This window comes from Streptomyces sp. NPDC045846 (assembly GCF_056431605.1).
The window spans coordinates 296,580-313,389 of the sequence record NZ_JBWKKJ010000006.1 but is presented as its reverse complement, the minus strand read 5'-3'; the positions used below and the strand labels follow the sequence as shown (position 1 = coordinate 313,389).

19 protein-coding genes are annotated in these 16,810 nt (G+C 71.7%); 9 read left to right on the top strand and 10 right to left on the bottom strand.

Annotated features, from left to right (window positions below; genetic code table 11):
* The first annotated feature begins 124 nt into the window (after positions 1–124).
* The gene (locus AC07F3_RS19315; RefSeq protein ID WP_479115584.1) at positions 125–412 is read left to right on the top strand and encodes a DUF6332 family protein; all 288 of its coding nucleotides are present in this window, start codon (positions 125–127) and stop codon (positions 410–412) included.
* Here AC07F3_RS19315 and AC07F3_RS19310 read toward each other — a convergent pair.
* The 3 genes from AC07F3_RS19310 to AC07F3_RS19300 form a co-directional block, all read right to left on the bottom strand.
* A complete protein-coding gene (locus tag AC07F3_RS19310; protein ID WP_479115582.1) occupies positions 373–1,038 on the bottom strand; it encodes a response regulator transcription factor in 666 nt (221 codons plus the stop codon). The genes AC07F3_RS19315 and AC07F3_RS19310 overlap by 40 nt on opposite strands.
* The gene (locus AC07F3_RS19305) at positions 1,035–2,294 is read right to left on the bottom strand and encodes a sensor histidine kinase (RefSeq protein WP_479115581.1); all 1,260 of its coding nucleotides are present in this window, start codon (positions 2,292–2,294) and stop codon (positions 1,035–1,037) included. Before AC07F3_RS19305 ends, AC07F3_RS19310 begins: the two co-directional genes overlap by 4 nt.
* A gap of 100 nt (positions 2,295–2,394) precedes the next feature.
* Positions 2,395–3,093: a TetR/AcrR family transcriptional regulator gene (locus AC07F3_RS19300; RefSeq protein WP_479115579.1), complete on the bottom strand. Its 699-nt coding sequence runs from the start codon at positions 3,091–3,093 to the stop codon at positions 2,395–2,397.
* Positions 3,094–3,262: 169 nt separating this feature from the next.
* Here AC07F3_RS19300 and AC07F3_RS19295 point away from each other — a divergent pair, with 169 nt between their 5' ends.
* A complete protein-coding gene (locus AC07F3_RS19295) occupies positions 3,263–3,718 on the top strand; it encodes a nitroreductase family deazaflavin-dependent oxidoreductase (protein WP_479115577.1) in 456 nt (151 codons plus the stop codon).
* A 37-nt stretch (positions 3,719–3,755) separates the two neighbouring features.
* Here AC07F3_RS19295 and melA read toward each other — a convergent pair whose 3' ends face one another.
* The 4 genes from melA to AC07F3_RS19275 all read right to left on the bottom strand — a co-directional run bounded on the left by melA (position 3,756) and on the right by AC07F3_RS19275 (position 8,388).
* Positions 3,756–5,066 (bottom strand): alpha-galactosidase, encoded by a 1,311-nt coding sequence (gene melA, locus AC07F3_RS19290; protein ID WP_479115575.1) that lies wholly within the window; start codon positions 5,064–5,066, stop codon positions 3,756–3,758.
* Positions 5,067–5,127: 61 nt separating this feature from the next.
* Complete coding sequence (locus tag AC07F3_RS19285) at positions 5,128–6,015, bottom strand: carbohydrate ABC transporter permease (protein ID WP_479115573.1); 888 nt, start codon at positions 6,013–6,015, stop codon at positions 5,128–5,130.
* Positions 6,012–7,010: a carbohydrate ABC transporter permease gene (locus AC07F3_RS19280; protein ID WP_114034907.1), complete on the bottom strand. Its 999-nt coding sequence runs from the start codon at positions 7,008–7,010 to the stop codon at positions 6,012–6,014. Before AC07F3_RS19280 ends, AC07F3_RS19285 begins: the two co-directional genes overlap by 4 nt.
* A gap of 31 nt (positions 7,011–7,041) precedes the next feature.
* Entirely contained in the window at positions 7,042–8,388 is a 1,347-nt protein-coding gene (locus tag AC07F3_RS19275) for an ABC transporter substrate-binding protein (protein ID WP_479115571.1), read from the bottom strand.
* A gap of 368 nt (positions 8,389–8,756) precedes the next feature.
* Between AC07F3_RS19275 and AC07F3_RS19270 the strand changes: the two genes are divergently transcribed.
* Entirely contained in the window at positions 8,757–9,476 is a 720-nt protein-coding gene (locus tag AC07F3_RS19270) for a TNT domain-containing protein (RefSeq protein WP_479115859.1), read from the top strand.
* Positions 9,477–9,516: 40 nt separating this feature from the next.
* On the opposite strand, the gene AC07F3_RS19265 is transcribed toward AC07F3_RS19270, so the two are convergent.
* Positions 9,517–10,782, bottom strand: a complete 1,266-nt coding sequence (locus tag AC07F3_RS19265) for a geranylgeranyl reductase family protein (protein ID WP_479115569.1) — start codon at positions 10,780–10,782, stop codon at positions 9,517–9,519.
* A gap of 177 nt (positions 10,783–10,959) precedes the next feature.
* Here AC07F3_RS19265 and AC07F3_RS19260 point away from each other — a divergent pair, with 177 nt between their 5' ends.
* Positions 10,960–12,324 (top strand): M20/M25/M40 family metallo-hydrolase, encoded by a 1,365-nt coding sequence (locus AC07F3_RS19260; protein ID WP_479115567.1) that lies wholly within the window; start codon positions 10,960–10,962, stop codon positions 12,322–12,324.
* An 82-nt stretch (positions 12,325–12,406) separates the two neighbouring features.
* Positions 12,407–13,117, top strand: coding sequence for an MBL fold metallo-hydrolase (locus AC07F3_RS19255; protein ID WP_479115565.1), 711 nt, complete (start codon positions 12,407–12,409; stop codon positions 13,115–13,117).
* On the opposite strand, the gene AC07F3_RS19250 is transcribed toward AC07F3_RS19255, so the two are convergent.
* The gene (locus AC07F3_RS19250) at positions 13,076–14,116 is read right to left on the bottom strand and encodes an NUDIX hydrolase (protein WP_479115563.1); all 1,041 of its coding nucleotides are present in this window, start codon (positions 14,114–14,116) and stop codon (positions 13,076–13,078) included. The genes AC07F3_RS19255 and AC07F3_RS19250 overlap by 42 nt on opposite strands.
* A gap of 623 nt (positions 14,117–14,739) precedes the next feature.
* On the opposite strand from AC07F3_RS19250, the gene AC07F3_RS19245 reads away from it, so the two are divergent.
* Positions 14,740–15,366, top strand: a complete 627-nt coding sequence (locus tag AC07F3_RS19245; RefSeq protein WP_479115561.1) for a GntR family transcriptional regulator — start codon at positions 14,740–14,742, stop codon at positions 15,364–15,366.
* Between the two features lie 228 nt (positions 15,367–15,594).
* Here the strand turns inward: AC07F3_RS19245 and AC07F3_RS19240 are convergent, their stop codons facing one another.
* Positions 15,595–15,765, bottom strand: coding sequence for a hypothetical protein (locus AC07F3_RS19240; protein WP_479115559.1), 171 nt, complete (start codon positions 15,763–15,765; stop codon positions 15,595–15,597).
* A 365-nt stretch (positions 15,766–16,130) separates the two neighbouring features.
* Here AC07F3_RS19240 and AC07F3_RS19235 point away from each other — a divergent pair, with 365 nt between their 5' ends.
* The 3 genes from AC07F3_RS19235 (at position 16,131) to AC07F3_RS19225 (ending at position 16,810) form a co-directional block, all read left to right on the top strand.
* Positions 16,131–16,376, top strand: coding sequence for a winged helix-turn-helix domain-containing protein (locus tag AC07F3_RS19235; protein ID WP_479115557.1), 246 nt, complete (start codon positions 16,131–16,133; stop codon positions 16,374–16,376).
* Positions 16,377–16,438: 62 nt separating this feature from the next.
* A complete protein-coding gene (locus AC07F3_RS19230; protein ID WP_479115555.1) occupies positions 16,439–16,618 on the top strand; it encodes a hypothetical protein in 180 nt (59 codons plus the stop codon).
* 45 nt (positions 16,619–16,663) lie between these two features.
* A complete protein-coding gene (locus AC07F3_RS19225; protein WP_479115553.1) occupies positions 16,664–16,810 on the top strand; it encodes a hypothetical protein in 147 nt (48 codons plus the stop codon).

The following is a 16,810-nucleotide window of genomic DNA, read 5'->3' as shown; positions in this document are numbered from 1 at the left end:
TGTGAATTAAATGCATTCACACTCAATGCACGCGCATGTAGCCTGTCTTGTGCACGCACCGGGGGGAGGGACGGCCGACGGGCGACGGTTGCCCGTCGGCCGTCCCTGCTGTGAAACTTCGCGCATGGGGACACGGAGCCGGGCCGAGCGGGACGCCATCACGATCGAGATCGGATACGCGCTGGCCAGCGCCCTGTTCGCGGCCGGTGTGGTGTTCGGCGCGATCGGCGGCTCCGGCTACGCGCTCGAACTCCCGCACCCCCTGCGGCGGGTGCTCCTCCTCATCGGCGGCGGCTGCGCCGTCCTCGTCTTCGTCTGGCGGACCGTGCACGTCCTGTGGCGCTTTCCGTACGGGGCCGGCCGCGACCCGCGTCAGCCCAGCCAGCCCGGCCGCACCAGACCCGACTCGTAGGCCAGGACGACCAGTTGGGCCCGGTCGCGGGCGCCGAGCTTCACCATCGCCCGGCTGACATGGGTCTTCGCGGTCAGCGGACTGACCACGAGCCGCCGGGCGATCTCCTCGTTGGAGAGCCCGATGCCGACCAGCGCCATCACCTCCCGCTCACGGTCGGTGAGGTCGGCCAGGCTGTCGGCGCCGGCCGGTTCCTTCGAGCGCGCGGCGAACTCCGCGATCAGGCGCCGGGTCACGCCGGGCGAGAGCAGCGCGTCGCCGTCGACCACCGCACGGACCGCGCGCAGCAGTTCGTCCGGCTCGGTGTCCTTCACGAGGAATCCGGAGGCACCGGCTCGGATCGCCTCGAAGACGTACTCGTCGAGCTCGAAGGTGGTGAGCATGACCACCTTGACGGCGCCCAGGTCCGGATCCGAGGTGATCGCGCGGGTGGCGGCGAGACCGTCGAGCCTCGGCATGCGGATGTCCATCAGGACGATGTCCGGCCGCAGTCGGCGCACCAGCTCCAGCGCCTCCTGCCCGTCGGCGGCCTCCCCCACGACCTCGATGTCGGCCTGGGCGTCGAGCAGCGCCCGGAACCCGGCTCGTACCAGGAGCTGGTCGTCGGCCAGCACTACGCGGATCACGGGTTCTCCTTCGCTTCGACGGCCAGCGGGAGGCGGGCGGTGACGCGGAACCCTCCGGCCGGGGCCGGCCCCGCGTCGATGGTGCCACCGAGCGCCGCGGCCCGCTCCCGCATGCCGATCAGTCCGTTGCCGCTGCCGCCCGCGTCGCCGCCCGACGCGGGCCCCTCGTCGTCGACGCGCAGCACCAGCGCACCGCGCTCGTACCGGACCTCCACCCGGGCGGTGCGCGCCGCGGAGTGGCGTACGACGTTGGTGAGCGCCTCCTGCACGATGCGGAAGGCGGCCAGATCGGTGCCGGGCGGAAGGGCGCCGCGCTCACCGGTCGTCGTGGTCTCGACGGTGAGTCCGGCGCTCGCGGCCTGTTCGACCAGTTCGGGGAGGCGGTCGAGGCCGGGGGCCGGGGAACGCGGCGCCTCGCCCCGCGCCCGCAGCGTCTCCAGGACCTGGCGCACCTCGCCGAGCGCCTCCTTGCTCGCCGACTTGATGGTGGTCAGCGCGGTGCGCGCCTGCTCCGGGTCGGAGTCGAGCAGCGCGAGGCCGACACCCGCCTGGACGTTGATGACCGAGATGCTGTGGGCGAGCACGTCGTGCAGTTCGCGGGCGATCCGCAGCCGCTCCTCGTCGGCCCGCCGCTTCGCCGCGGCGGCCCGCCCGGCCCGCTCCCTGGCCCACTGTTCCCGTCGTACGCGCACCACTTCGGCGACCGCGATGATGGCCACCGCCCAGGCGGCGATGCCCAGTTCCTGACCCCAGGGTGCGGCGGCGTCGCCCGCCGGGGGCAGCCAGCGGTAGAGCCAGTGGGCGACCAGGAGGTGGCCGAGCCAGAGCATGGCGATCGCGGCCCAGGCCTGACGGCGGCGGCCCGCGACGACCGCGGCGAAGCAGCCGACCATGACCGGCAGGAACACCGGACCGTAGGGGTATCCGGCGCCGAGGTAGACCATGGCCGCGGCCGACGCGGCGAACACGGCGACGACGGGGTGGCGGCGGCGGACCAGGAGCACCGCGCAACCGGCGACCAGGAGCACATGGGCGAAGGCGTCCAGTGGGGCCCGGCCCGTCTGCACGTGCGCGGCGAAGTGGGAGCCCACGAGGACGAACACGGTGAGCGCGGCCGTCGAGGGCCAGGGCAGCCGAGCGGCGCGGGCGTCCTGGTCATCGGGCTCCCGCACCCAGCGCCGCAACCGGGGCGGCGGCCCCTTCTGCCGCCAGGACGGGCCGCCGCAGGAATCGGCGCCGGGTGACTGCTTCTCCATACCGGCCACGCTAGACCGCGGCCCGGGCCCGCGGCGTCAGCCGTGCGAGGTGATCACCCGTACTACGGGGGGAGTACGAGCCCGGGCGCACAGCGGGGGGTTATGCGGGCAGCACCAGGCCCACCGAGCGGGCCAGCTGCTCCGCGGCCTGCGCGAAGAACGGCTCGCGGTCCTCGACGACGCGGTGGAACTGGCCGAACACCTCGAACGACACGAGCCCGAAGAGCTGCGCCCAGGCGGCGACCAGAGCGGCGGCCACGGCCGGGGGCAGATCGGGGGCGAAGTCGGCGGCCATGCGCTCCGCCTCGCCACGCAGGGGCGCGGCCAGTGGCGGGGGTGCGATGCCCTTGCCCTGGTGGGCGTCCCGGGCGATCGAGATGAGGACGAGTCCGACCCGGGCGGCGGGGCCGACGGTCGCCTCGGGGGCGGTGTAGCCGGGAACGGGCGATCCGTAGATGAGCGCGTACTCGTGGGGATGGGCCAGCGCCCACGCGCGCACCGCGCGGCAGACCGCGGTCCAGCGGGCGGCCGGCGACGCGGTAGCCCGCTGCTCGGCCAGGGCCCGCTCGGCGGCTTCGCCCACGGCGTCGTAGGCGTCGACGATGAGGGCGGTCAGCAGCTCGTCCCGGCTGGGGAAGTACCGGTACAGGGCCGAGGAGACTATGCCGAGTTCCCGCGCGACGGCACGGAGCGAGAGCTTGGTCGCGCCGTCCGCCGCCAGCTGCCTTCTGGCCTCGTCCTTGATGGCCGCGGTGACTTCGATACGTGCCCGTGCGCGGGCTCCCTGGACGGTGCTCATGGCCCCAGTCTGCCAGCTGGGAGAGCAGTGGCCAAGAACGCGACTGCCGCACACAAAACAGATCAGCGACCCTTTTTGTGAGCAGTGCTCTTGCTTTGGAGCGGCGCTTCGGTGCAGACTGCTCACGAACGAGAGCACCGCTCTCTCTCACCTCCACGGGAGACACACCATGTCCGCATCCGCACACGTCCAGAAGCCCGGCTGGTTCACGGTCAACGTCTTCAACCGCGCCGTCGCCTGGATGACCCGGCGCGGCATCAGCGTCTGGGGCTCGCGGGTCCTCGCGGTCCGCGGCCGCAAGAGCGGTGAGTGGCGCCGGACCCCGGTCAACCTGATGACCTTCGAGGGGGCCCAGTACCTGGTGGCGCCGCGCGGGCACGTCCAGTGGACGCACAACATGCGCGCGGCGGGCGGCGGCGAACTGCACCTGGGCAAGAAGGCCGAGGTGTTCACCGCGGTCGAGGTCGCCGACGACGACAAGCCCGCCCTGCTGCGCGCCTACCTCAAGCGCTGGAAGGCCGAGGTCGGCGTGTTCTTCAACGGCGTCGGCCCCGACTCCAGCGACGAGGAGCTCCGCCGGATCGCCCCCGACCACCCCGTCTTCCGCATCACGATCACCCAGTGACCCCATCCGGCCGCCCGGCCCCCTCCCCCGTCGGGCCTCAGTGCCCCAGCACCACCCTCAACTCGGGCTGCAACAGCGGCTCATGAGCCCGTACGAGGTCGTCGCACAGGTCCCAGATCCGCTCGACGGGCAGCGCGGCGGCCGTCGCCGGATCGCTCATCGCGGCGTGCCGGATGTGGCGGGGCTCGCCGAGGACGGCGGCCCGCACCACCAGGTCGGTCACGGACACATAGGGCCGGTTGAGCGCCGCGCACTGCGCCGGCAGGGCGCCGATCCTGGTGGGCTGCACCCCCAACGCGTCCACCAGGCACGGCACTTCGACGACCGAGTCGGCGGGCAGGTTGTCGATCAGGCCCTGGTTGGGCACGTTGCCGTAGACGCTGCGCGGGGTGCCGGTGACGATGCTGTGGACGATCTGCGGGGCGTACTCCATGGTCCCCTCCACCGGCAGCGGCCGCCCCTCGGCCAGCGCGTCGCGGGTGCGGGCATAGGTGGCGAGGTTCTCCTCGACGATGTCGAGGTAGACGCCCACCGGAAGGCGCAGCCGGTCGATCTCCGCGTCGTGGTGCAGATACCAGGGCACGTACTCCGAGGAGTGCTCGCTGGTCTCGGTCGGGTAGTGGCCGAGCCTGCGGTACATGTCGACGCGCACCCGGCGAAGGAGTTCGGGATCCTTGGCGATGGCCTCGTCGAGGAGCGGGTACAGGTCCTGGCCGGCGCGCTCGAACCGCAGCACCCAGGACTGGTGGTTGACCCCGGCCGCGAGGTAGGAGACCTCCTCGAAGGGGGTGCCGATCAGTTCGGACAGGTCGTGCATCGTCCAGTACACCGAGTGGCACAGGCCCACGGACCGCAGCCGCGGGGCCACCCGGTGCAGGTACAGCAGGTTCATGGCCATCGGGTTGGTGTAGTTCAACAGCCAGGCGTCCGGGCAGAGTTGGGCGATGTCGGCGGCGAGCGAGCGCAGCAGCGGGAAGGTGCGCAGGGCGCGGAAGATGCCGCCGATGCCGAGGGTGTCCCCGATGGTCTGGCGCACTCCGTAGCGGGCGGGGATCTCGAAGTCGGTGCGGGTGGCCCGGTTCATGCCGATCTGGACGGTGTTGATGACGAAGTCGGCGCCGTCGAGCGCCGCGCGCCGCTCCAGGTGGGCGGTGACCGACGGCGCCGCGCCGAGAGCGGCCGCTATGTGGTGGGCGGCCGCCTCGCTGGTGGCCAGGCGCTCGGGGTCGATGTCGTGCAGGGCGATGCGGGCGCGGGCGAGCTCGGGGAAGGCGAACAGGTCGGCGAGCAGCCCCTGGGTGAATTCCACGCTGCCCGCGCCGATGAAGGCGATCTTGGTCTCGGTCATGCCGTGCTCCCTCGTGCGCGGGCGCGGGCGGCGGCCTCGTCCCGGGTGGTGACGGACGGGATCAGCCCTTCAGGCCGCTCGACGTCAGCGACTGGATGAAGGTCTTCTGCGCGAACAGGAACGCCAGGAGCACCGGAAGGACCGTGATGACGTTGCCCGCCATCACCGCGGACCACTTGGTGTGGTGCTGGCCCTGGAAGGTGGTCAGGCCGAGTTGCAGCGTGTAGTGCGCGTCGTGGTTGATGGCGATGAGCGGCCAGGAGAGGTCGTTCCAGGTGGCGAGGAACGTGAGGACCGCGACCGTGGCGAGTGCCGGGCGGGCCAGCGGCGCCACGATCGAGACCAGGACCCGCAGCCGCGAACAGCCGTCGATCCAGGCCGCCTCCTCCAGCTCCCGCGGCAGGGAGAGGAAGAACTGGCGGAAGAGGAACACCGCGAACGGCGTGACCAGGGACGGCACGATCAGCGCGCCGAGGGTGTCGATGAGGCCGAGCCACTTCATCACCAGGAACGTCGGGATCATGGTCAGCTGGAACGGCACGGCCATCGTCGCGAGCATCAGCCCGAGCAGCACCCGCGATCCGGCGAACCGCATCCGCGCGAAGGCGTAGCCGCCCAGCGCCCCGAGCACGAGGTTCGAGGTGACGGCCACGAACGCGACGATGCACGAGTTCAGGAACCAGCGCGGGAACATCGCGTTGCCGAGCACGTAGCGGTAGCCGCCGAGGTCGATGCCGTGCGGCCACAGCGCGGGCGGGAAGCGGTTGATCTCCGCGTTGCTCATCACGGAGCTGACGACCAGCCACACCAGCGGCAGCGCGAAGCCGATCGAGAGCGGCGCGAGCAGCAGGTGCCAGGGACTGAACGGCAGCCGGCGCCGACGGGCGGTGCGGCGGGCGGGGGCGCTGACGGAGGCGGCCGCCCCCTGGGTCATCGTGGGCGCGGTCATCGGCCCGCTCCTTCCGCTGGGACAACGCCCGCTCCCCGTACTCCGGCCGGCTGCGTGCGCTCGCGGTGGCGCCGGTAGAGGCGCAGCACCACGGCCGCGGCCACCAGGCCGATCGCGAGGACGTAGGCCGCGGCGGCGCCGTATCCGGCGGTGAAGTTCTGGAAGGCCTGCTCCCAGACGAAGTAGACGATGACGGTGGTGGCGCCGAGGGGGCCGCCCTTGGTGGTGACGTACACGAGGTCGAAGACCTGGAGGGCGATGATGAACTGCCACAGCACCAGGAACACCGTGACCGGGGTGAGCGAGGGCAGGGTGACGTGGCGCAGCACCTGGGCCCGGTTGGCCCCGTCGAGGCGCGCCGACTCCACGAGTTCGGCCGGTACGTCCTGGAGCGCCGCGAGGTAGACGATCACGCAGAACCCGATGCCGCTCCACAGCGAGATCAGCAGCAGGACGTAGAGGGCCTGGCCCGGGTTGGAGAGGAAGCCCTGCGGAGAGACCCCGATGTGGTGCAGGAGCGCGTTGGCCACGCCGAACTCGGGGTCGAAGATGAACGAGAACAGCACGCCCTGCGCGGTGGCGGAGACCACGAACGGGATGAAGACGAGGGTGCGGTAGAGCCCGACGAGGCGGATGCGCCGGTTCAGCGCGAGCGCGAGGGCGAGCCCCCCGGCCAGGCTCAGGGGGACGTAGACGGCCGCGTAGATCAGGGTGTTCTTGACGGCGGTGCGGAACGCCGGGTCCTTGCTGAGCGCGTGGTAGTTGTCGAGGCCGACCCAGCGGCCCGGTGTGACCAGGTCGTCCGCGCGGAACGAGAGCAGCAGCGACCACAGCAGCGGTACGACGCTGAGCCCGAGGATGACCAGGACGGCGGGGCTTATGAAGGCCCAGGCCGTGGCGGTCTCGCCGCGCGCCCGGCGGCGCCTCGCGGCGCGGGCCGCCGGGGTCGGGTCGAGCGTGAGCGGGCGGGGGGTCCGCGGCCCAGTACTTCTCATCTCTCAGGCCCTTCTGGTCACGGAGTCGGCTTCAGCGCGGGATCAGCAGGGCGGCGTCGGCCTTCTCGACGCACTGGCGCATGGCCTTGTCCGGGGAGGAGCGGCCCAGCAGGATCGCGACGACGGCCTCGCCGAACGCCTGCGAGATCTGCGGGTACGCCGGGTGCACGGGCCGGACCCGCGCGGACTCCAGGGCCTTGGTGAACACCGGGAGCCCCGCGGTCTGCGCGGAGTGGTCGACCCAGGCGGGCAGGCGTGCGCTCTCCGCGCTGAGCGGCAGGCTTCCGGCGCCGATGTCCCACTTGGCGTCCTGCTCGGGCGCGATGAGCCACTCGACGAACGTGACGGCGGCCTGGGAGCGGGCGGAGCCGTTGTCGAAGACGGTCCAGGTGTCGGGCCCCGAGATGGTGACCGGGCGGCCGCTGAACGAGGGCAGCGGCACCACCGCGTAGTCCACCTTCGCCGTGATGATGTCCGGCAGCGTCCAGGGGCCTCCCATCACCATGCCCATGCGTCCGGACAGGAAGACCTGGTACAGCTGGGCGCTGCCCGGCTTGGGGTCGATGTAGACGCTCTTGCCCTCGACGAGCGAGGCGATGGTCTCCAGGGCCCGGCGGCCCTGGTCCGCGAAGCCGATGTTCTTGCCGCCGGGCGCGATGATCTCCCCTCCGAGGTCCCACACCATCGGCCAGAGCCGCCAGGTGGTGTCCTCGTCGCCGACCCCGGGCCAGCCGGTGCCGAAGACGCCCTTGGAGGCGTCGGTGAGCTTGTGGGCGGTGTCGATGAACTCGGCCCATTTCCAGCCGGGTTGGGGCAGCGGGAGGCCCGCCCGCCGGAACAGCGTCTTGTTGCAGACGACCGCCATGGAGTCGACGAGGGAGGGCGCGGCGCGCACCTTGCCGTTGACGGTCACCGCGTCGCGCAGCGAGGGCCAGTAGTCGGTCCAGGGCACGGGGCCGTTGCGCAGGGCGGTGGTGAGGTCCACGACGCGGGGGCTGCGGGCGATGCTCGCGATGTCCGAGCCGAAGACGTAGGCGATGTCCGGGTACGAGCCGGAGGCCAGGGCGGCGGTCACCTTCTGGAGCATCACGTCGGAGGTCGCGCCGCCCCCGGTGTCGACGTGGATCTTGGAGTGGGTGCGGTTGAACTCGGCCACCAGCGCCTCGATCGCCTTCTTCGAGGTGTCGGTCTGGCCGTGCCACAGCTCGACGGTCACCGTCCCGTCGGGGCCCACGCCCTCGGCGGAGGAGCCGCAGGCCGCGAGGGCCGGTGCGGCGACGGCGGCCACCGCGCAGCCCGCCGTCGCCCTCAGCAGCGCGCGGCGGTCCGGCGCTCTGTGGGACGAGGGGGCGGTGGAGTGATCCGGGCCGGCGGGCATGATCCGCTCCATCCCTCGCGGGTACGTCCCCGCCTCGGACCCGGGTCGGATCCTGGCGACTCGGGCCGGGTGGGGGACCCCGGCATGGGTTCCCCGTCGGCTGGGCGCACCTCTGGCGGTGCCGGATCGCGCCGCGATCCGGGCCACTGGCTGGATGAAAGCGCTTCGCGCCGCCGGGCGTCAAGGGCCCGGCGCCGTGTCGTTGGGGCGCTGCACCGGATGGGGGTGCCGGGACTTCGCGCAACGGTCCCGATTCGGACCGCGACCGGCCGCTATTCGGCCGAACTTGCCACGGGCGGCCCTCAAGTCACTTTCCTCCCAGTACATGTGATGGCTCATCATCTCTGAGGAGGATCCCGGTGAAACCCCTGCGCAGACTGCGCGTTCTCGTCGGCACGGCGTTCGCGGCACTCGCCGCGACGGCGCTGATAGGCACCGGCACCGCGCAGGCGGCCTCGGACTCGGGCGTGGTCGCGGCCGCCCCGGCGGAGCGTCCGGCGGCGTGCACCGGAACGTACCGGGGTGACGAGCGGCTCGGTCCGAGGAACCTGCCCCGGCGCTGGGACGGACCGGTGGGGCCGCTGGTCACCGGCTACCACCGCACCGGCCACCAGGGCCCGCAGGCGTTCCTGGCCACCTTCTGGGACCCGACCGCCGGATCCTGGAAGTACCCGCCGAACGACGGCTTCGCCACCCGCCCCGACGGCACCCCGGACAAGCACGCCGTCGCGCTGCGGGTCGGCGAGGACCTGGACCGGTTCGGCTCCGAGTACGGCTCGTTCCTCGCCCCGGCCGGCGCCCGCTACAGCGAGCGGGCGCTGCCCCCGCAGAGCCTGATCACCCGCGAGGCCGCCCACCCCTGCGCGTACCACGCGTACGCGGTGGTGAAGTCGTTCACCGTGTGGCAGGGCCGGATCGCCCCGTGGTTCGACCAGCCGGGCGGCGGACGGCAGATCAAGCTGGACCCGGCGTTCGTGGACCCCGGTCAGGGGCAGTCCCTCAACGTCAAGTGGCTGCTCGACCACGGCTACCTCAAGGCCGAGACCCATCCGGCCGCCGCGGCGAGCGCGCTCGCGGGCCTCGGCTGAGCCCGGCCGGGCCGGGGCGGTGGACCCCGGCCCGTGCGGGTCAGCGGTCGACGGCGTCCAGCGCGCGCCGGGCCATCGGGTGGGTGCGCACCAGGCCGGCCAAGGTGGTGGCGCCGCGGGTGATGTCCGCGAAGGCCTTCCAGGCGGGCCTGAACCCGGTGATCGCGGCGTGCAGGAGCAGCGGGCGCTTCTCGAAGAGGGCGAGCATCCGGCGACCCACGCCCATCTCGACGCCGAGCCCGGCCTTGATGGCGAACGCGTAGTTCAGCGCCTGGCGGCGGGCGTCGACCGCGTCCTGCGACTCGGAGATGCGCACCGCCCACTCGCCCGCGAGGCGCCCCGAGCGCAGCGCGAAGGAGATCCCCTCGCGCGTCCACGGCTCCAGCAGGCCCGCCGCGTCGCCGCAGACCAGGACCCGGCCGCGGGACAGCGGCGAGTCGTCGCTGCGGCAGCGCGTCAGGTGTCCGGAGGAGACGGCCGGCTCGAAGCCCGCGAGGCCGAGCCGGGCGATGAAGTCCTCCAGGTAGCGCTTGGTGGCGGCGCCCTCGCCGCGCGAGGAGATCACGCCGACGGTGAGGGTGTCGCCCTTGGGGAAGACCCATCCGTAACTGCCGGGCAGCGGGCCCCAGTCGATCAGGACCCGGCCCGCCCAGTCCTCGGCCACGCTCGGCGGCACCGGGATCTCGGCCTCCAGGCCCAGGTCGACCTGCTCGGTCTTGACCCCGACGTGGGCGCCTATGCGGCTCGCGCTGCCGTCGGCGCCGACGACCGCGCGAGCGAGCACGGTCTCCCCGTCGGACAGGACGACGGCGACGGTGCGCCGGTCGGGCACGGCCGCGCCGTGCTGCTCGACCTTGGAGACGGTGACGCCGGTACGGACCACGGCGCCCTCCTTCTCGGCGATCGCGACCAGGCCCGCGTCGAACTCCGGCCGGTTGATCAGCCCGAACAGCATCTTCTTCGACCTGCGGGTGCGGGTCAGCCTCCCGTTCATGGAGAAGGTGACCGCGTGCACCCGGTCCTGGAGGGGCAGTTCGAACCCGGCGGGCAGGGCGTCGCGCGAGGGCCCGATGATGCCGCCGCCGCACGTCTTGTAGCGGGGCAGTTCGGCCTTCTCCAGGAGCAGCACCGTGCGCCCCGCGGCCGCCGCCGCGTGGGCCGCCGAGGCCCCCGCGGGGCCGGCTCCGACCACGACGACGTCCCAGACGGGCCCCGCACCCGGTCCGGTCACCGATTCGGCGGCGGGCTCGCCCTGGTGCTCCCCCAGCGGTCCGTCCGTCCCAGCGTCTGCGTTCTCGCTGCTCACGATGTGCCTTTGCTCCCCGTCCGACCCATGGCCCATGTTGACGACCGCATCCTACGGGGCAGTAGCCCCGCCCTCCTGTCCTGGCCCGCTGTGGGAGGATCGGCCATACCTTCGCCGTACACACACGCGCATCCGCGTATCTGTCCATACAACGTCGCACCCACGAGGAGCGTGCCCATGACCGCACATCCGATCGCCGAGACCGTCGCGTCCCTGATGCCCCGCGCCAAGGCGGAGCTCACGGAACTGGTCGCGTTCCAGTCGGTGGCGGACGAGGCGGTGGCGCCCAAGAGCGAGTGCGAGGCCGCCGCGAACTGGGTCGCCGACGCGCTGCGCGCCGAGGGCTTCGAGGACGTCGCCCTGCTGGACACCCCCGACGGTTCGCAGTCGGTGTACGGCCTGCTGCCCGGCCCGGTGGGCGCCCCCACCGTCCTGCTGTACGCGCACTACGACGTGCAGCCGAAGCTGGACGAGTCGGCGTGGGTGACCCCGCCGTTCGAGCTGACCGAGCGCGACGGCCGCTGGTACGGGCGCGGGGCCGCGGACTGCAAGGGCGGCTTCATCATGCACCTGCTCGCGCTGCGCGCCCTGAAGGCCAACGGCGGCGTCCCCGTCACCGTCAAGGTGATCGTGGAGGGTTCGGAGGAGCAGGGCACCGGCGGCCTCGAGCAGTACGCCGAGGCGCACCCGGAGCTGCTCACCGCCGACGCCATCGTCATCGGCGACACCGGCAACTTCCGCGTCGGCCTGCCCACCGTGACGGCGACGCTGCGCGGCATGACCATGATCCGCGTCCAGATCGACACCCTTGAGGGCAATCTGCACTCGGGCCAGTTCGGCGGCGCGGCCCCGGACGCGCTGGCCGCGCTCATCCGCGTCCTGGACTCGCTGCGCGACGAGCACGGCCAGACGGTCATCGAGGGCCTGGCCGCGGACTCCGCGTGGGACGGTCTGCAGTACCCCGAGGCCGAGTTCCGCCAGGACGCCAAGGTCCTGGACGGCGTGGCGCTGCCGGGCACCGGCACGGTCGCCGACCGCATCTGGGCCCGCCCGGCCGTCACGGTCATCGGCATCGACTGCCACCCGGTGGCCGGCGCGACGCCGTCCATCCCGGCGAGCGCCCGCGCCCAGATCAGCCTGCGGGTGCCGCCCGGCCAGGACGCGGCCGAGGCGACCAAGCTCCTTTACGCCCACATCGAGAAGCACGTCCCGTGGAACGCCCGGGTCACCTTCGAGCAGGTCGGCCAGGGCCAGCCGTTCCGCGCGGACGTCAACAGCCCGGCCTACACCTCGATGGCCGAGGCGATGGCGGTGGCCTACCCGGGCGAGGAGATGCAGTCCTCGGGCATGGGCGGCTCGATCCCGCTGTGCAATACCCTGGCCGCGCTCTACCCGGGCGCGGAGATCCTGCTCATCGGCCTCAGCGAGCCCGAGGCGCAGATCCACGCCGTGAACGAGAGCGTCTCGCCGCAGGAGCTGGAGCGCCTGTCGGTCGCGGAGGCCCACTTCCTGGTCAACTACGCGGAGTCCAAGCGGGGTTGATCCCGAAGGGTTCAGCGCTCGGCGGACATCGCGCAGAGCGTAGATCCATGCGGCGGGCGGCGTCGCACCGTACGTTCGCCGCATGGACCTCATACCGGTACTCCCCCGGCTGCACATGTTCCGCTTCCCCATCGGCCAGGCCTATCTGTGGCGCGACGACGACGGGCTGACGCTCATCGACGCGGGTGACGTGCACGCCGCCGCGCCCATCGAGGACGCGGTGCGCGGGCTCGGCCTCGATCCCGCCGCGATCCGCCGCATCGTGATCACCCACTGCCACCGCGACCACTTCGGCGCGGCCGGCGAGCTCGCCGAGCGCTACGGCGCCGAGGTGATCGCGCACCGCCTCGACGCCCCGGTGATCCGCGGCGAGCGGCCGACCCCGGAGCCGGTGCTCCTGGACTGGGAGCGTCCGCTGTACGAGCAGGCCCTGACGGTGCCCGAGGCGCCGCCGACCCGGGTGGACCGCAAGGTCGTGGACGGGGACGCGCTGGGCTTCGGGGACGGCGCGGTCGTGGTGCACTCCCCCGGCCACACCGACGGCTCGCTGGCGGTCCATCTGCCGCGCCACGGCGTGCTGTTCACGGGTGACAGCGTGGCCGGGGTCGGCCGGGTGATGGTGGGCGTCTTCAACACCGACCGGGAGCGGGCGCTCGCCTCGTTCCGCCGGCTGGCCGCTCTCGCCGCGGACACCGTCTGCTTCGGGCACGGCGACCCGCTGACCGACGACGCGGCGGCCGTCATGAAGGCCTCAGCCGACCGGGACTCCGGCCTCCAGGTTGAGCACGGTTGACCGTTCGCGGGCCCGCAGCGCCCAGCGCAGCCGCTCGAAGCGGGCGGGCGGCAGCAGTTCCGCGGCCTCCTGCTCGCTGACGAAGCGCCAGCCGCGCAGTTCGGCGCCGGGCAGCAGCACCCGCCCGGCCCGGTCGACGTCGAGCGTGCCGCCGTCGAAGAGCATGCGCAGACCGCCGAACCCGGGGGGTCTGGGCGGCTCCCAGTCGACGACCAGGAGCCGCGGTACGCGGTCGAGCCGGACGCCGAGCTCCTCCTCGACCTCGCGCACCCCGGCCCTCGCCGGGGCCTCGCCGCGCTCGACGACGCCGCCGGGGAACTCCCAGCCGGGCTTGTAGGTGGGGTCGACCAGGAGCACCCGGCCGTCCTCGTCGAAGAGCAGCACCCCGGCGGCCAGCGTCTCGGCGGTCGGCTCGGGGGTCTGCACGATCTCGCACGCGCGGGCCGCTCCCGATCGGACCGCCTCGGCTATTCGCTCGGCGGTCTCGCGCGGGCCGATCGCTCCGTTGTCGACGGCATGGGCGTCGGCGGTGAGCCAGCCGAGTGCGCGCCGGAAGGGTTCGATGTGCTCGTAGGCCCATCTGCGAACGCGCTGCTCATCGGCCTCGGGGTCGCCGGGGAACTCCACCCGGGCCGCGATCCGGGCCCGCAGGATCGTTTCCTCCTGGGTGAGCAGGACATGGCGCACGGGGATGCGGCGGGCCGCGAGCCCGCCGAAGATCTCGTCCCGGTACTCCTGCCTCAGCAGGGTCATCGGCACCACAAGCACCCCGCCGACCTCGGCGTGCAGCGCGGCGGCGCCGTCCACCACCAGGCGCCGCCAGATCGGCAGGTCCTGGTAGTCGGTCACCTGGTCCAGCATCTTCTGCGGCAGCAGGTGCCGCAGTGCCCCGCCGATCACCTCGGGGTCGTAGAACGTGCTGTTCGGGATCAGGTCGATCAGCTCGCGCGCGGTGCTGGTCTTGCCCGCGCCGAACGCACCGTTGACCCAGACGATCACGGTTCCCCCTCTTCGGTAGCCCCCAGTGGACTGCCCGCAACACCCTGCCACGGAAACGCGCGCCCGGCTCGGGCCGCCGCGAATCTGCTGATAGGAGGCGTTCGGCATGGCAGGAACTGGCCGCCAGGGGGCTTGAGATGGCCTTCGGACCGTCCTGAAGGGGGTGGACGCCGGGGACGCTACAGGGGATCACCCTTGGACATTCCAAGAGATTTTTAGAGAGATCTAGAGCCGCCTCCCCTTGATCATCTCCCAGTTCTTTCCCATCTCCCACAACAGACCAGGGTGGACCCCACACCTGGAGGGGTGCGGACGGAGTCCACCCTGGCTGGCTTGTGCAACGAACCAACCTGCCGCGTGACACGTTCATGACCGCCACACTTTCAGGCGAGTTTGCGCATATTCCGATCGGACAGAAGAAGAGCCCGCCCGTCCGCCGCTAAAGGGGTGCGCGGCAGACGGGCAGGCCTCCCGGCGGTCGAGGAACCTGAACCTCGCCACCGAGCTCTTACTTTTCCATTGCCTCCGGCATAGGCCTGGCCGAGATCCGCTCTTGATATATCAAGAGATCGCTTCGATTCTTAGCCTTTCGACCTCACTAGCAAGATCGCTGAGGGGTCGCGATGTCAGAGGGCGCGCTGCACCGTCGCATCGCAGCCGATCTGACCCGCCGGATCACCGAGGGCACGTGGCGCCCAGGCGATCAGCTCCCCTCGCGTGCGGCCCTCGCCGTCGAGTACGGCGTCCACGAGCAGACCCTGCGGCTCGCCGTGACCCTGCTCCGACGCCGGGGCGTCCTCGAAGGTGAGAAGCGGCGGCGACTGTACGTCGCATACCCTCCCGCCGTGCGCACCCTCACCGACTCCGACGCGCCTTGGCCGCACGGATCCGAGACCATCGAGCACGCACAATGCCGCGCCAGCGACGACCTGGCGGCCCGTCTCGGCGTTGCGATCGGCGCGCGTCTGCGCCGGGAGACACAGGAATGCTGGGATCCCGGGGGCCGGTCGGCGATGCTCGTCACGACCTGGTGGCGCGGCCGGCGACGTGAGCACGCCGCGTGCGTGGCCGAGTTGGGTGCGGTGGCGCTGAGCGAGGTGCAGGCTCACGCTCTTGGGTTGACTGTCGACACGCTGGCCTATCGGCTGGTGCGGACTCGGCTCGATGCTGCTGGGGTACCGCTGGAGACTGCTGATTTGATCCTCCCCGTTGATCGGTGGCTCGTGCGCCTGGGTTCGAGCGCACGCTGAGCCACCCCTCCGCTCCGGCAAGTTCACCGGGGTGGAGTTACGTGAGTGAACCACTGGCTTCGAGCCAGTGAAAGACCTTTGCGCAAATAAGCAAGACCGATCGTCAGGCGTAAACCCGCCGAGTGGGCTTACATCCACTTTCCCGCGCATATGCCGATGTCGGTACCGGTGTGCGGCGCATATATGCGTGCGGCCCGTGTACACCCCGTGTGAAGGCGTAACGGAACGTCACTGCCGGGGCTGCGCGGCGGCCTTGGCTATCGCGCCGCGTAGCGGCCACCGGTCGCGGGTGAACCAGTTGGAGTGCTGGCCGTCATGGCCGGGCTCGTCGAGACACCGGACCCCGGACATCTGGTTCCGGTCCCAGCAGAGCCCCGGCATCGGGGAGTCGTCGCTCATGCCCACGGGTACGTCGCCGCCCGTGTGGGGCCCGGCTTCGTGCGGCGGAGCAGGGGCCGGACACCCTTGCTCTTGGCGCACTCTTCGTGGGCGAAGAGCTGGGTTCCCGTGGCCGTCGTGCGGATGTAGCAGTCCGCGCCAGTCTTGTCGCAGTAGATGCAGGCTCGTGGCCCTTCGCTCCCGGAGGTCACGTCACTACAATTTGTCATCGGCGGTGCCCCTTGCTGGCGTCGTCCATGCCCCCGGGTCGGTCACACGGCCGCGGGGGTTTTCCCGTATCAGGCCAGCGTAGCGCGATAGGTGCGATAGGCGAGATAGGTGTACTGATCTCGCCTGGCATGCTTGGCGCGCCTAGCGTCAGGATCATGGAGTGGCAGCCGGAAATTCCCAGGTGGCGGCAGGTGTACGCGCTGCTGGAAGAGCGCATCTACAGCGGCGTGTACGCCCCGGGTGAGCGGCTGCCGTCTGCGCTCGCCCTAGTCGAGGAGACGGGCGTTAGTCCGGTGACAGCTCGGCGCGTCCTCAAGGAGCTGCGCGACGCCGGCTTGGCATACATGGAGCCGGGCATCGGCACGTTCGTGTCCCGCCTTCCGGAGCCAAAGGGCGATTGAGGCCGGGTACAGGAGCGATCCAGGCTGGCTTCATTGTCAGCCCCCAGCGGTAGCCTTGATCCATGTCTCCCACTCCCCTGCCTTATGGCTCCGTGCGCCCCGCGTCGGTGATCAATGAGGAGATTCGCGCCCTGATCGAGGGCGGTGGGCTCGGCTCGGACGCGTACCTGGAGCTGCTGGTGGAGTGGGCTGCGGCGGTGCGCGGCGAGGCGGCCCAGGCCGATGTCAGACCCGCCGCTTAAGATCCCGGCTCGTGGCTATCGAACTTCCTGACGAACTGATTGAGCTTGAGCGTGCGGCCGTGGCGGGAGGCTGCTGAGCGGGTCCAGGCGGCCATCACCGCGCACGCCGAGGCGATCAACAAGCCCCGGTTCGACGTGGAGGCCGAGCTGAAGCGCGTCGTGCGGCATCCCGAGGAGCCGGACGAGGGCTGA